This window comes from Treponema denticola, assembly GCF_024181405.1.
Lineage (GTDB): Bacteria > Spirochaetota > Spirochaetia > Treponematales > Treponemataceae > Treponema_B > Treponema_B denticola_D.
Window position 1 is genome coordinate 635,589 of sequence record NZ_CP051302.1, and the last position, 14,099, is coordinate 649,687.

Below are 14,099 nucleotides of genomic sequence, written 5' to 3' on the forward strand. Positions count from 1 at the left end.
TATTTATTTAAGTTTATTTAGATGTTCTAGGCCGCGTTTTGCGATGTCCTTTCTGTACTGCACTCCGGGAAAGTGTATGGTTTTTATTTTTGCATAGATATTATCCATAGCTTTTTGTAAGCTCTTATCATTTGAGCTTATACAAAGAACCCTTCCGCCCGATGCGAAAATTTTGGAGTCTTTAAGGGCAGTGCCTGCATGTATTACACTCACCTCAGCGGAACCTTTCAATTCCGAAGCGGACAATTCTACCGGTTTTGATGAGGAAAGAGGATAGCCTTCACTTGCAAGTACTACGGTTGCCGCATAGCCTTTTTTCCATTTAGGCATAGCTTTGTCGAGGCTTCCTTCTGCGCAAGAGCTCATGGTTAGAGCTAGGTCTCCGTCAAAAAGCTGCATTAAGACTTGGGTTTCGGGATCTCCGAAGCGGCAATTATATTCAAGTACCTTGGGTGTAAAGCCCTTGCCGTCCTTTGTGAGCATGAGGCCTGCATAGAGAACTCCGATGTAGGGCGTACCTCTTTTTTTCATTTCTTTTACAATTGGAAGAATTGTAAGAGCGGCATATTTTTCGGCTTCTTCATATGAGCAAATCGGAGTGGGGGCGTATGCTCCCATGCCGCCGGTGTTGGGTCCTTCATCATTGTCTTTAAGCCGCTTGTGATCTTGCGAGGGCGGCATTACTGCTATTTTTTCTCCGTCCGAAAATGCAAGGATTGAAACCTCTTCTCCTTCAAGGCGTTCTTCTATAACAACCTTGTCGCCTGAGGCTCCGAATTGTTTTTCGATCATTATATTTTTAAGTTCGGCTATGCCTTCCTTTTTTGAGTCGGGCAGGATAACTCCTTTTCCTGCCGCAAGGCCGTCAGCCTTTATTACAAAGGGGTAATCCAAGCCTTCAATATATTCTTTTGCTTTTTGAAAATCGGTAAAAGAAGAATATCTTGCCGTTGGAATGGAAAGAAGGCTCATCATCTCTTTGGAAAAATCTTTGGAGGCTTCCAATCGGGCACAAGCCTTTGACGGCCCGAAAAATGCTATTTTTTTGTTTTGAGCTTTTGCTTTTTCTTTAATCAGGTCTTCGAGGCCTAAACACAGAGGAATTTCGGGGCCTGCAATTACAAGGTCTATTGAGGCAGAAAGGGCAAAATCGGCAAGTTCTTCGATATTGTCGGCCTTTATGGGAATGTTTTCACCCAAAAGGGCCGTGCCTCCGTTTCCGGGTGCTATAAAAAGTTTACCGAGAGAAGGAGATTCTTTTAGCTTTAAAGCTATTGCATGTTCCCTTCCGCCTGATCCGACAAGCAGTATGTTCATATTTTTCTCCAAAATAAGGTACTGATGTTTTGAGGTTTAAGTATATCAAAATAAGGGCGGAGGAGCAAGGGGAGGGTGGTTTATAACTTTTTATATTTTCCTCTTCCCAAAAATTTGATAAACCCCTTGTCTCTTAAATATTGGAGTTGTTGTCTTATCTTGTCTTTGATAAAATTATTTTCAGGATGTTTTAATTTCAACTCATTTTCAAAGGCGTATATTTGGCTTAAAGAAAACTCTTCTGTGTTTATTTTTTCTATACAAGCTATGATATCAAGCAGCCAGCCTCGAGATTCAATATTTGTTTTTTTTAGGGATTTTATTTTTGCATATTTGTTTATTATTTCTTTCGAGTCTGTTTCGATTTGATCTTTTATTATAAATATTTTTCCTGCATCGGGAATTTTCGAAATATCTATATTGCATCCTATCCATCCGGCTCGTCTTGCCGTATTTGATAAAGGCTTTCTTTTTAAAATAATAGATGGAGTAAAAAATGATTTGGTATCAAAATGAAATTTGATACTTCGTAGTCCTTATAAGTCAGGAAAAGAAAGTTCGGATTTCTATAAGATGTAATTCTTTCAATCATTGTTTTATAGGTTCCGTCCGTGATGATATTCGGTAATTTTCCGGAAATGCTTTCTTTACTTTTTAACTCAAAATCCGATTTGCAGTTTTTACAGAAAAAATCTCCTGCCGGATAGTTATTTGGATATGCCTCGATTTTAAGTTTACCGCAAATCGGGCAATTAAAATTTCTTAGTACCCAATCCTCTGTTAGCACCCTTACCATCTGAGATTTACTGTGATATTTTTTTATTAAAGAAATGTCAAATCGGTATATCATAATCGTCCCAAATAATTTTCTACTAATCAACTAATCGTAAATTTAATCCTTATCAAAAATATCCTTTACGGTTTCTTTTTCTGCCTTTTCTTTTGCTTTTTTGTAATCGCTTTCAAACATAAATAAAATAGCACCTGAGTCAAAACCTATGTCGCAAAAGAAAAAGGGTTTATTGTCGGTGTATCTAAATCCTGTCCTTGCACTTAAAAGCTTTGATTTTAAAGGATATTTTCTTCCGGCGAAGGGATATATTTCTTTTATAATTGCAAACTCCAAGCCTGCATTTATTTGAAACCGTGCGATTATTACAGGATCGACAGCATGAATACTCGTAAAAAGATTTAGTTCAAAGGTGTCGGATATAAAATTTAAGGTATCATAGCTTAATTTTGCATTTATAAAAGACATAATAAATAGTCCGTGTTTTAAAAAAGCTAATCTTTGGTCGGCAGCACTGTTGATGGTTTCTATTTCTTTATTGCTGGCTTTTATATCCATATAAAAAGGACTCAAGGATAAATTAAATCCCGAATCCAAGTCTTTAAAATAAAACTTAAATGCGGAAATATTTAAGTCCCATGCAGCCTTAGGTTTTTGTGCTTGGAAAAGACCGCCAATTTTTACATCTCCCAATGACCAATAAGAATTAAGTTCAAATCCGTAAGCGGAGAGGGCTAGGCTTAAAAATAAAACAAAGCTTATTTTTTTTATATGATTTTTAAATAGAATCATTTTTCTTCCTCCTTTTGTGTTTCATATAACAGGAAATTTATCGCTACTACAAGTTTAGTTTTTTTACAATTTTTGTCAAGTTCTTTTTTGATTGTTTCTTATTGGTTATTCCCGCCTTTGCTTCCTCCCTCTTGACTTCATAAATATTTTTTTATATATATTTAATGTGCCGTTTTTTTAGGGGAGAGTATGCTTAACATAAATAATAACACATCTAATATCAAAAGAGAAATTCTTGTACGCATTGCCAAGCTCCAACTTGAAGGTAAGCTTCAAGAAGGCGTTCACTATATTCCGAGAGAAATGGTTCCGAGAAACAGTACTCCTATAAGGTGCTGTATTTTTCATGACAGGGAAATAATGAGGCATCGGGTAATTGCAAGGCTCGGCTGTTCTTTGGAAAATTATGATGAAGAAAAGACCCTGGCTCAATTTGCAAAAGAAGCTTTAGAAAGAGAAAAACCGACATGGCCCATGCTCACCGTTTTGGATGAGGCCTGTAATGCCTGCGTAAAAAGTAAATATATGATTACAAATTCTTGTCAAGCCTGTGTTGCCCGTCCCTGCATGATGAACTGTCCTAAGACCGCTATAGCGATTTCGGGAGGAAGAGCCCGTATTGATGAAGAAAAATGCATAAACTGCGGTATCTGTTTAAAAAACTGTCCCTACCATGCCGTTATAAAAATCCCCGTTCCGTGTGAAGAATCCTGTCCCGTTGGCGCTATCTCAAAAGACGAAAACGGAAAAGAAAGAATCGATTACCATAAATGTATTTTTTGCGGAAACTGTATGAGGGAATGTCCTTTTGGTGCCATGATGGATAAGGGGCAGATTGTGGATGTCATAAAACATTTAATGAGCGGAAAAAAAGTTTCCGCCCTCTATGCTCCTGCGGTTGCAGCCCAGTTTAAGGCTGTTCCGGGACAGCTTGAGGCTGCCTTAAAAAAAGCCGGTTTCAATAAGGTTTGGGAAGTAGCTATAGGTGCGGACATAACGGCTGACCGTGAAGCTTCCGAGTTTGAAGAGAGAATGGAACACGGACATATCTTAATGACTACATCCTGCTGTCCTGCCTATGTCAGGGCAGTAAAAAAACATGTTCCGGCCCTTGTTCCCTGTATCTCGGATACAAGAAGCCCGATGCACTATACGGCCGAATTGGCAAAAAAAGAAGATCCTGATTGCGTTACGGTATTTATAGGTCCCTGTCTTGCAAAGAGGCGGGAGGGCTTGGAAGATGAGTTTGTAGACTATGTTTTGTCGATAGAAGAATTGGGAGCCTTGCTGACTGCCAAAGAAATAGATATTTCCAAGGAAGAAGCCTTGCCCGGAAAAATTACGCCGACCTCTTCGGGAAGAGGCTTTGCAGCCTCAGGCGGTGTTGCCGAAGCTGTAAGAGTTCGTCTCAAAAAACCTGAAAACCTCCGGCCCGTGCTTATAAACGGCCTTAATAAAGAAGGAATGAAACAGCTTGCCTCCTATGGTAAAATTCAAAGCGGAGAGCTTCCTCATGATTCGTCCACGCCCAACCTTGTAGAAGTTATGTCATGTGAAGGCGGCTGCATAGGCGGGCCTTCGGTTATCACAAACCAAAAACTTGCTGCAAGCCAACTAAAAAAATACGCAGACGAAGGACTTTCTTATTCGAGAGAAAAAGATTTAATGTAGTAAAAAAATTACTGCCTATAATACTTTTTCATACACGGCTCTTTCGCCGCCGATCAATTTGGGGCGGCTTTTGAGGGCTGTGAGCCTCGCTGCACCTATGTACTTGGTTTTAAGCCTTACGGGGACTTGCACAAATTTTATGTGCATTCCGATTTCGGTGTCTCCTATGTCCATGCCGGCATGGGCTCTTACGTGTTCTATCATAACCGGAGCCTTAAAAAGATTGTAGGCGGCGAGGGAGGCTGCTCCTCCTGCGTGGAGGGCAGGAACTACCGACACCTCTTCAAAGCCGTATTTTTCTTGAGCTTCCTTTTCGATAACGAGGGCTCTGTTGATGTGTTCGCAGCCTTGAACTGCCAAAAAGATTCCTTTCGGTTCAAGGACTGAAAGCAGGGCGGAAACTATTGTTCTTCCGGCTTCTTCATTTGAGGCCTTACCGATTACTCCTCCCGAAACCTCGCTGGTGCTGCAGCCTAGAACAAGTATGTCTCCGGCTTTTAAAGAAGCCGCTTCAAGAAGCTCATTTAAGGCGGCTATAGTTTCTTCTTTTATTTTTTCCAAATCGATTCCGCTCATATTTTCTCGCCCTTAAACTAACTTCGTTAAAGTTTTAATCCTGTCTTTCCGCAGGTTTTTCCTATCTCGTAAATTGAAGCACCTTCCATTTCTTTTTCAAAGGCCGAACGGTTTTCTTCTTTTACTTCGACAAGAAGACAGCCTGTGGTTTCCCCAAAGAGGCTTGCAATCTTTGAAGCCCCCAGCCTTGTGTGGAAGTCTTCGTTTAACTCGGCTCCTATTCCGCTTAAACACATTTCGTAGAGGGCGGCAGCTAATCCTCCTTCGCTTAGGTCATGGCATGAAAGCACCAAGCCCTTCATTATATTGGAGTGAAGTTTTTTATAAAGCTCAGCCACTTCTTTTTTAAAGGAAGGAACGGCATCGCTTTCTCCTGAAGGAATGCCGAAAAGTTCTGCAAAAACCGAGCCGCCGAAAGAAAATTGAGGTTTACCTACAAGGTAAATAGCCGAACCTTCTTTTTTAAAGTCCGAGCCCGGAACCTTTCCGATGTCGGGAACTATTCCCATCGCCGATATTAAAAGTGACGGCGGAATGGAAACTCTTTTTCCTTCCGAGCTTAGGTATTCGTTATTAAAGGAGTCCTTCCCCGAAATAAAAGGGGTTTTAAAGACGAGGGCAGTGTCATAGCAAGAGCGTGCCATCTCTATCAGTGCCCACATGGTTTCCGGACGGTTGGGATCTCCTAAGCAAAAATTATCGAGGATGGCTGTTTTTTCGGGGTCTGCTCCGGCTGCAACGGCATTTCGGACAGCTTCGTCTATCGCACTTGCTGCGGCTGCATAAGGATCCAAAAGCCCCTGCCTCGGATTTAAGGCATTTGAGATAGCAACGGCTTTTTTCCCTTCCGTTTCCATAGGCTTTATAACGGCTGCATCCTGAGGCACATTCCCTTCAGGGCCGTCATAGGGGCGTAGAATTGTTCCGCCTTGAACCTCATGGTCGTAAAGTCTTACTATGTATTCTTTTGAATTTACGGCATGATGATTTATCACAGCCTTTAGAGCCTCATTTAGATCGGGTTCCGTATATTTAGGATATTTTATAAAAGGTTTTCCATCTTTTGGAGGAGCCGCTTTTAGTTTTCTCTGAGGCGGGCCTGAATGTAAAAAGCCGCATGAAAGATTTATAATTTCCTTTTCGCCGAAGCGTACTCTTAAAACGGCATCTCCGGTAAAACGGCCGAGGTTTGTCAATTCCACATCGTTGGCATCGCAGAGCTTTTGTAAGGCATCGAGTTTGTCATTTGGAACGGCGATAACCATTCTTTCCTGTGCCTCCGAAAGCCATAGCTCCCATGGGGCCAGGCCCTGATATTTTACGGGGATTTTTGCGAGGTCTACATCGCAGCCGAGTGCCGAAGCCATTTCGCCTACGGCAGAAGAATAACCTCCCGCTCCGCAGTCGGTAATTGCTGAATAAAGACCTTGATCGCGGGCATCTATAAGAATTTCCGCTACCTTTTTTTGAATTATAGGTTCTCCAATTTGAACCGATGAGCCTGCAACATCGCCGGTGCTTGCATCCATTACCATCGAAGAAAATGTAGCTCCCCTAAGGCCGTCCCGTCCCGTTTTTCCGCCTAAAGAAATAATATGATCTCCGGCCGAGGGCTTTGTGCGGTGCTTTCCTCTGGGGGCGATACCTGCACATCCGCAGTAGACTAAAGGATTTGAAGCATAAGCCTCGTGGTAGTGAACGCCTCCGTTTACGGTCGGAATGCCCATCTTGTTTCCGTAGTCCTTAACTCCTTCTATAACGCCTGAGATTATGCGCTTAGGATGAAGTGTTCCCTTGGGAACATTTTCTGCCGGAGTATCGGGATGGCCGAAGCAAAGGACGTCGGTTACGGCAAAGGGACGGGCTGAAACGCCCATAACATCTCTGATAACGCCGCCGACTCCCGTATTGGCTCCTCCGAAGGGCTCAATGGCGGAAGGATGGTTATGAGTTTCCGCCTTAAAAGAAACTTCATATTTTTCGTCAAATTCGATAATACCTGCATTGTCCACAAAGGAGGAAAGCACCCAAGGAGCATTGATATCATCGGTGGCCTTTTTGATATAGGTTTTAATTATGCTGTTTACGCAAAGATCGGGATAGGCCTTTTTTTGTTCCTCTGTTAGAGAGGTGCCGTCAATTTCTATTTTTGCCTTAAATGTTTTATGAACGCAGTGCTCGCTCCAAGTTTGGGCTATGGTTTCAAATTCCGCATCGGTACAAGATCGCTTTTCCGTCTTGTAGAATTCTCTGATAGCCCTCATCTCGTAAATATCCAAGGCAGCCCGCCTTTCGTTTGAGAGGGCTAAAAGTTCCTCATCGTTCATGGAGGCTATGTCTATGATTTCAACTTTTGTATTAGGCTCATTTTTTCCGTCATGTTCATGAGCCCATGCAGGTTCTACAAAGCCTATTTTATACTGTTCTATAACGTCATTGCATAAAAGGCTTTTTGCAATCTTTTCTATTTCGGATTGGGTTAGTTCACCCTGAATATCGTAGGCTTTTCCGCTGGTAATTTCTTCAACGCCGAGAATACCGAGTTCTTTGACCACCCTCAAGGCCTCGCGTGAAGATGAGTCCGTAACTCCCGGCTTTAAAGCTGTTTCGATATGGAAAATATTTTTTTTATCTTCTATTGTAAAGCTTTCGGTTTGGCTGTACTCATAAAGCTCATCGCAAAATAAGAAGTCGGCCAGTACCTTTTTTTCTTCATTTGAAAGATTTCCGCGTACAAAATAAAGGGTTTCGGTATTTATTTCTTTAACGGCTTTAAAGCCGAGAACATGGGCCTGCTTTAAGAGCTCCTCATTTTTGGGTATTTGAAAGTGTAAGCCTTCTTTGCTTTTAACACAAAATCGGTAAATATTCATAGACAACCTCTTAACTTCCGATGGATTTTGGATAATTATATATAGTTAAGTATACTTGAAGTGAGGGAAAAATTCAAGGTAGGGGCGGAGTGTTGTTTTGAACGGATTTATTTAGATAGGCATATTTTTACGAAATTTAAAAATATTCCTAAGAATTATTTATTTGGAATGCGGTATCTAAGTCCAAGGCCTATGTGAGGTACCCAATTTATAGCAATTTTATCGTTTATCTGTTTATTTTGAAGAGATAAAACTCCATGTTTAGTGTCTGTCAAAGCGTAAGAAAAACCGATAGCAGGAGCGGCTTCAATAAATAAGTTAAATGCAGGAGTTCTTCGAAAATTTATTTCCCAACGTATAGGGCATAATAGTGTGACTCCAATAGAGGCTGGTACAAACAGAACCATAAAACTACTAATGTCAACAGCAGGTCCTATTGTAAGAGGGCATTTTTGTCCATCAATTACAGGTTCCCATACAGTAAAAAGAAGACCTGTTCTAATGTCTACTTGTCGGCTCATAAATGGTATACCTGTTGAACCTATCAGTAAATCAAATTCCATCAAATCATTAAATTCATGTGAATAAGATAAACCTATAAATGGAAAGCCTACCCAAGCTCCAAGCTTATCTTTTCCGCCATTACCGTTTCCCTGCAAATCCGATTGTGCAAAAATATTTGCAGAAACCATCATCATACAGAAAAAAACTATCAATATTTTTTTCATCTTAACCATCCTTCTTGCAATGTTTTTCACTGCAATTTAATTTTTTATTTAAAATGCCGATTGGTTCCGTTACCATTCTTTTTAGTGATAGGCCAATCAAGCAGGTATACTATTGTATAAACAATTATTTGTCAAGGTCTTGAATTTGGGACTTTTTGGGGGAATAAAGCATAAAGATAAAAATGGCTGTTTAAAAAGCTATGCCATGAATCTTGTTTTTTATTGAAATTTAGCTATAATTCTTTAAGAAAAAATGTCAACTCTTTGTTAAAATAAACTATATTCTAAATTATGCTTTATAAAATTATAGCATTTTAAAGAGGTATATATGAAAATTATTTTTACGACGATTCCTATGAAGGACAAAATCGAAAAACTGAAATATCCGGTTGAAGGATACAAGGATTTGGAATATGAAAATCCGGTAATATTCCCTGTAAATGCCGTTCTTGCAAAAACATTGAAAAAAGGAGAACCTGTTAAGATTGTTCAACTGATGAATGATTCGGGCTCAAGTAAAAAAAATGCAGAGACTTTTAAGACTGAACTTAAAAGTTTAAACGAGAGAATAGGTGCCGATATTTCTTTTTTTGATGTAACTGAGGCTTTTGAAGAAAACAAGGAAACTAACGAGAATCGGTTTAGAAAACTGCTGGACTATCTTGAACCTGATGCAGAAATAATTACCGATATAACATTCGGTCAAAAAACCTTACCGATTGTTCTTTTTTGTGTTTTAAATTTCGCAGAAAAATTTTTCAATGCCGAAATAAAGCACATCATCTATGGAAAGGCCGAATTTGAAAAAGGAGAAATTAAAAAGGACAGTCAGCGCATTTTTGATTTGACTCCTCTTTATTACTTAAATAGTTTGACATCGGCTATGGAAGCTCCTGACGGAAAATCTGCAATAAAAACAATAGATAAATTCTTTGCTTTGTAGGGGATTTTTTTTAAATGAGAGCAAGCAAAGAGAAAAAAGAAAATTTCGAAGCCGAAATTAAATATTTAGCAGACGAGTTTTTCTCAATTTCAAAAGAAGATAACAATCTTGCTTCAAAACGCAATACTTTAAAAGAAAAACTTTGGATTGCGTTGTGGTGGTATTATAAAGAGATTCAATATACCGGATATGAATATGATGATGAAATAATAGCTGAAAAGTACAGTGATGTCATAAATAGCACAATCGCAAAGACTATGGAAGCATATAAAATTGAAAAAGAAGCTCCTTTTTTACATTATGTTAATGCTGCCGTTAAAAACGAAATTTCACGGGAAAGACAAAAAAGCTATTTGCATGGATTAAAGGTGCCGCAAAAAATCTTAAGGCAATGGAAGTTGCTTCTTCAGCTTGCACATTCACGCGGGATTGATAGCAGAGATATAAATAAAATGCGGGAGCTCGGTTCCATGCTAGGCTGTTCAAAAAATGTCTTGGAGCAAGTTTTGGACTTCGGTAAAGTGACGATTTGTTCCGATATAATCACCATTGACGGTAAGGAAGGAAGTGTATTTGATCAGCTGAAGTCGGATATTGGAAACCCCGAAAAAGAGTTTGAAAAACAGGAAGATAAAAATCAAGAGATTAAAACTGCTTTTCATCAATTCAGGATTATTGATGAAATTTTTAAGAAAAAGCAGAAACGGGTAAAAAAGTATTTATCGGCATTATTGACATTGAAGTTTTATCCTGATCTTATAATTTTGACTAAAATGAACGACAATAAGCAGGAATTTACTTTTATAGATCTTGAACTATATGCCGACTTGGAAGAAGTTGAAGTCAAAGGCGGCTCCCACCCTTCCCAACAGGATATAGCCTCGCGTTTCGGAAGAGATAAAACCGATGCCAGTAGAACTTTAAATGAATTTTTGAAAGAAATAGAAGAAAAAGTGTCAACTTTGTGATATAATGTGCATATTGCATTGTATAACAATAATTCTTAAGGAGAAAAGATTATGTTTGATGTTTCGAAATTTACGGTGGAAAAAGCCCGCCCCTTACCTGTTATTCTTTTGTTGGATGGGAGCGGAAGTATGGCAGGAGAAAAAATTGCCTCCCTAAACAATGCTGTCAATGAGATGATTGAAAGTTTTAAAAGTGAAGGTTCAATGGAAACTGAAATACAAGTTGCCATTATTACCTTTGGAGGAAATGGTGCAAATTTAGTTTTACCTCTTACTCCTTCAAAAAATATTAATAGCCCTCAGCTGACAGCAGACGGTATGACACCGATGGGGGCTGCATTGAGCTTGGCAAAGAACATGATCGAAAACAAAGAAATTATTCCGTCTAAAGGATACCGTCCGACTGTTGTGCTTATTTCGGATGGAGCCCCTAATGATTCATGGGAAGAGCCGATGAATGCCTTTATTTCTTCCGGACGATCTTCAAAATGCGACCGTATGGCTATGGCTATCGGAACGAGCCAAAATGATCCCGTTTTAAATAAATTTTTAAACGATACCGAAAACAAGGTGTTTTTGGCAAGTGATGCTTCCGGTATTTCACAGTTTTTTAAAATGGTCACAATGAGTGTAAGCGTCCGCTCACGATCACAAAATCCTAATCAGATGGTTTCAATGCAGCAGCTTGCACAAATTGCCGGAACAACGGGGCTTTCCGCCGATATAAAAGCCTTAAACGATTTTTCTAATTTTTAATTTAGTTTAATACAAGCAGAAAGTATTTTTCTGCTTGTATTGTTATAGGAATAGTATAATGCAAATATATTTGATTAAAGATATTTCAGGGAGTATGAGTGTATTGGGAAAAGAAATCATTGTAGAAAATGCAGTCCAAAGCCTGATAAAACTAAAAGAACTCAATACAGAGTATTCCGATGTCGAATTTTTAAGTAAAGAATGGCAAGGCTCTTTTCAAGAGCTTACTGATACTTTTAAAACTCAAAATATCGAAAGAGCCTTAGTCTTTACGGACGGTTATTTTGTAAGATCAAAAGAATTATCTTCTTTTATTGACAGATTACAATCTGAAAACAAACGATGTGTCTTTGTATATTGTGGTTCCGATGCGAATTTGAGCAGGTATGGCTATGAAGCTGAAGATCTTATTTCAGCCTTTCATGAGGTTTGCGGTCAATATGAAATACAGGTCTAAAAAATCATGGGGAGCTTCTGTACGAGGTCCGTCTCATGTTCTGCGAAGTATGCCTAATCAAGATAGCTTTATCATAAAGCAAACAAAAAACGGAATGATTGCGGTAGTTGCTGACGGTTTAGGAAGTAAACGCTTTTCCGATAAAGGTTCTAAGGATGCATGCAAGGCAGTTGTAAAAACTATCAAAGAATTTGAAAAATCTCAAAAGAAGAATAGAACTTTTCCTATAAACGATATTTTTTTGATTATTCAAAAAGAGTGGAGTCTGAGTTTAAAACAAAAAGGTTATAATCCAATGCATTGCAGCTCAACATGTCTGTTCGTATATATAACCCGAAAAAATATATTTACGGCTAGACTTGGTGACGGAATGATTTTTATGCTTGGCAAAAATGAAGAAGACAATGTTTTGATTACCGATGAAAAAGATGACTGTTTTGCTAATACAACATACTGTCTTACAAGTTACGATATTTCAAATAAGCAGGAGATTTCTATTTTTGAAAAAAATAAATTTTCTTCAATTGTATTATGCACTGATGGAGTTTCAAACGATATTGAAGAAAAAAAACATGCAGATTTTATAAAAGAGATAAGAAAAAAATCTTTGCAAAACAAGAGAAAAATAAATTCACTTAATATGAAAACAGCATTATTAAATTGGCCGGTAAAAGGTCATAGTGATGATAAAACAATTGTCTTTATAGAGGTTTAAATATGGAAAGAATGGAAAACAACATAGATTTCCCTAAAATTGCGGAAGATGAATATCATAAAGAACATGTACTATGCAAAAAGTTAGGTGAAGGAGGACAAGGTTTTGTTTGCACAACAGAAAATCCGTTAATAGTGATTAAATTTGTTACGGATTTGAACGGTAATTTGATAAGCAAAAATAAAAATAAAGAACTTTTTCAAAAATACAGGGAAAAGTTTAAAAGAAACCGTTTATTACCAATTGATACCTTTATTTCAAAACCTATCGCATTATTAAATGACTATGCCGGTTATGTTATGCAATTTATGGAAGATATGATGCCTTTAAGTACTTTAGAAAAACTCTTAGATGATGATGAGACTACAAAAAATCCTCCGATTTGGATTGTAGGTCAGAATTATTCGGGAACACTTTCTGCAGCACAACAACGGCTTCTTGCATATTGTCAAAATGGCGGGTTACGTCATCGTCTTGAAATTTTAAGAAATGCGGCAAAGGTTTTATTTCAATTACATGCAAAAGGTTTGGTTTATTGCGATATTTCTGCAAACAATATTTTTGTTACAAAAGACATTAATTTTGAAAATCCTAATGTCTGGTTTATAGATGCAGATAATATTTTTATCTCTTCAAAAGATATAAAAATCGGTAACACTGTTTTTACTCCTCGCTTTGTTGCGCCTGAAGTATATCTTCGACAAAGTGTTTGTACACAAATGTCTGATATATATGCATTTGCATTGATGGTATTTGAAAAACTTGCTCTTATTTATCCTTTTTCAGGGGAAATGTCAAATTCGGAAGATGATTGGAGCGATTGGGATGCTGCTTCAAAAACTGCCGAAGAAAATTTTAGCAATCCAATGGAAAAAGCCTATCGCGGAGAGCTTGATTGGATTTGGAAAAAAAATTCGAGTAATTCAACTAAAGACGGCTTACCAAAAGAATTGGTTTTAACCGAAAATTTATATAAATTATTTAACTCTACCTTTACGGAAGGTAAAAAAGATCCGAAGGCTCGTCCTTCCGCTCTGTTATGGTATAAAGCGTTATCTCAAGCAAAAGACTTAACGATAAAATGTCCTGTGTGTAAAATGTCTTGGTTCTTTACACATCAAAAAAAAGAATGCCCTTATTGCGGAAATAAATTACAAAAAGTTTTGCATGTAGCAGAAAATAAGCAGAGGAACAAGGAGCCTATTTTTGTACACGAGTTAGAAAAAGATAAAAAAATTCTTTTTACAAAAGAAAGGTTAAGTTTTGCACAAGTTAAAAATGCGGAAAGGACTTTTTTATCTATTGAATACAGTACACAAGATAATTTAAATGAGATAGATATTTTTTTTATAAGAGTAAATCTTGATAAAGAAAAATGTAAAATAATACAGGATAATAAAGAAGAAATTATTCAACATCAAATAATAATACCTGCAAAATCATTTTCTCTTGAAATTGAATTAATTAATAAAAAAAGAATATTTGATTTTGAATTGTTAGAGGGAAATTAGCA

At 38.0% G+C, this 14,099-nt stretch carries 13 protein-coding genes and 1 pseudogene; 7 read left to right on the forward strand and 7 right to left on the reverse strand.

Annotation, left to right across the window (positions count from 1 at the left end):
* Window positions 1-3: 3 nt before the first annotated feature.
* The 4 genes and pseudogenes from purD to HGJ18_RS02935 form a co-directional block, all read right to left on the reverse strand.
* On the reverse strand, window positions 4-1,317 hold the full coding sequence (gene purD / locus HGJ18_RS02920) for a phosphoribosylamine--glycine ligase (protein WP_253697590.1): 1,314 nt from the start codon (window positions 1,315-1,317) through the stop codon (window positions 4-6).
* 80 nt (window positions 1,318-1,397) lie between these two features.
* The gene (locus tag HGJ18_RS02925; RefSeq protein WP_366793571.1) at window positions 1,398-1,661 is read right to left on the reverse strand and encodes a hypothetical protein; all 264 of its coding nucleotides are present in this window, start codon (window positions 1,659-1,661) and stop codon (window positions 1,398-1,400) included.
* Window positions 1,635-2,167, reverse strand: a pseudogene (locus HGJ18_RS12830) (DpnI domain-containing protein); the annotation flags it as partial. The gene HGJ18_RS02925 and the pseudogene HGJ18_RS12830, both read right to left, overlap by 27 nt.
* Before the next feature lie 42 nt (window positions 2,168-2,209).
* Entirely contained in the window at window positions 2,210-2,899 is a 690-nt protein-coding gene (locus HGJ18_RS02935; RefSeq protein WP_253697591.1) for a hypothetical protein, read from the reverse strand.
* A gap of 189 nt (window positions 2,900-3,088) precedes the next feature.
* Between HGJ18_RS02935 and HGJ18_RS02940 the strand changes: the two genes are divergently transcribed.
* On the forward strand, window positions 3,089-4,570 hold the full coding sequence (locus tag HGJ18_RS02940; RefSeq protein ID WP_253697592.1) for a 4Fe-4S dicluster domain-containing protein: 1,482 nt from the start codon (window positions 3,089-3,091) through the stop codon (window positions 4,568-4,570).
* Window positions 4,571-4,585: 15 nt separating this feature from the next.
* On the opposite strand, the gene HGJ18_RS02945 is transcribed toward HGJ18_RS02940, so the two are convergent.
* The 3 genes from HGJ18_RS02945 to HGJ18_RS02955 all read right to left on the reverse strand — a co-directional run bounded on the left by HGJ18_RS02945 (window position 4,586) and on the right by HGJ18_RS02955 (window position 8,747).
* A complete protein-coding gene (locus HGJ18_RS02945; protein ID WP_253697593.1) occupies window positions 4,586-5,146 on the reverse strand; it encodes a TIGR01440 family protein in 561 nt (186 codons plus the stop codon).
* Between the two features lie 26 nt (window positions 5,147-5,172).
* Window positions 5,173-8,019, reverse strand: coding sequence for a phosphoribosylformylglycinamidine synthase subunit PurL (gene purL / locus HGJ18_RS02950; protein ID WP_253697594.1), 2,847 nt, complete (start codon window positions 8,017-8,019; stop codon window positions 5,173-5,175).
* Between the two features lie 155 nt (window positions 8,020-8,174).
* Window positions 8,175-8,747, reverse strand: a complete 573-nt coding sequence (locus tag HGJ18_RS02955; RefSeq protein WP_253697595.1) for a hypothetical protein — start codon at window positions 8,745-8,747, stop codon at window positions 8,175-8,177.
* A gap of 328 nt (window positions 8,748-9,075) precedes the next feature.
* Between HGJ18_RS02955 and HGJ18_RS02960 the strand changes: the two genes are divergently transcribed.
* The 6 genes from HGJ18_RS02960 to HGJ18_RS02985 all read left to right on the forward strand — a co-directional run bounded on the left by HGJ18_RS02960 (window position 9,076) and on the right by HGJ18_RS02985 (window position 14,097).
* Window positions 9,076-9,690, forward strand: coding sequence for a TM1812 family CRISPR-associated protein (locus HGJ18_RS02960; protein WP_253697596.1), 615 nt, complete (start codon window positions 9,076-9,078; stop codon window positions 9,688-9,690).
* Between the two features lie 14 nt (window positions 9,691-9,704).
* On the forward strand, window positions 9,705-10,658 hold the full coding sequence (locus tag HGJ18_RS02965) for a hypothetical protein (protein ID WP_253697597.1): 954 nt from the start codon (window positions 9,705-9,707) through the stop codon (window positions 10,656-10,658).
* Window positions 10,659-10,709: 51 nt separating this feature from the next.
* A complete protein-coding gene (locus tag HGJ18_RS02970; protein WP_253697598.1) occupies window positions 10,710-11,414 on the forward strand; it encodes a vWA domain-containing protein in 705 nt (234 codons plus the stop codon).
* Between the two features lie 94 nt (window positions 11,415-11,508).
* Complete coding sequence (locus HGJ18_RS02975) at window positions 11,509-11,871, forward strand: hypothetical protein (protein WP_253697599.1); 363 nt, start codon at window positions 11,509-11,511, stop codon at window positions 11,869-11,871.
* Window positions 11,855-12,586, forward strand: a complete 732-nt coding sequence (locus tag HGJ18_RS02980; protein WP_253697600.1) for a PP2C family serine/threonine-protein phosphatase — start codon at window positions 11,855-11,857, stop codon at window positions 12,584-12,586. Before HGJ18_RS02975 ends, HGJ18_RS02980 begins: the two co-directional genes overlap by 17 nt.
* Before the next feature lie 2 nt (window positions 12,587-12,588).
* Complete coding sequence (locus tag HGJ18_RS02985; protein ID WP_253697601.1) at window positions 12,589-14,097, forward strand: protein kinase domain-containing protein; 1,509 nt, start codon at window positions 12,589-12,591, stop codon at window positions 14,095-14,097.
* Window positions 14,098-14,099 lie beyond the last annotated feature (2 nt).

What these genes read in the sequence shown, in the direction of transcription:
- HGJ18_RS02955 (WP_253697595.1), bottom strand. Translation starts at nt 8,747, where the DNA reads ATGAAAAAAATATTGATAGTTTTTTTCTGTATGATGATGGTTTCTGCA.
- HGJ18_RS02960 (WP_253697596.1), top strand. Translation starts at nt 9,076, where the DNA reads ATGAAAATTATTTTTACGACGATTCCTATGAAGGACAAAATCGAAAAA.
- HGJ18_RS02970 (WP_253697598.1), top strand. Translation starts at nt 10,710, where the DNA reads ATGTTTGATGTTTCGAAATTTACGGTGGAAAAAGCCCGCCCCTTACCT.
- HGJ18_RS02940 (WP_253697592.1), top strand. Translation starts at nt 3,089, where the DNA reads ATGCTTAACATAAATAATAACACATCTAATATCAAAAGAGAAATTCTT.
- purL (WP_253697594.1), bottom strand. Translation starts at nt 8,019, where the DNA reads ATGAATATTTACCGATTTTGTGTTAAAAGCAAAGAAGGCTTACACTTT.
- HGJ18_RS02935 (WP_253697591.1), bottom strand. Translation starts at nt 2,899, where the DNA reads ATGATTCTATTTAAAAATCATATAAAAAAAATAAGCTTTGTTTTATTT.
- purD (WP_253697590.1), bottom strand. Translation starts at nt 1,317, where the DNA reads ATGAACATACTGCTTGTCGGATCAGGCGGAAGGGAACATGCAATAGCT.
- HGJ18_RS02985 (WP_253697601.1), top strand. Translation starts at nt 12,589, where the DNA reads ATGGAAAGAATGGAAAACAACATAGATTTCCCTAAAATTGCGGAAGAT.
- HGJ18_RS02975 (WP_253697599.1), top strand. Translation starts at nt 11,509, where the DNA reads ATGAGTGTATTGGGAAAAGAAATCATTGTAGAAAATGCAGTCCAAAGC.
- HGJ18_RS02945 (WP_253697593.1), bottom strand. Translation starts at nt 5,146, where the DNA reads ATGAGCGGAATCGATTTGGAAAAAATAAAAGAAGAAACTATAGCCGCC.
- HGJ18_RS02980 (WP_253697600.1), top strand. Translation starts at nt 11,855, where the DNA reads ATGAAATACAGGTCTAAAAAATCATGGGGAGCTTCTGTACGAGGTCCG.
- HGJ18_RS02965 (WP_253697597.1), top strand. Translation starts at nt 9,705, where the DNA reads ATGAGAGCAAGCAAAGAGAAAAAAGAAAATTTCGAAGCCGAAATTAAA.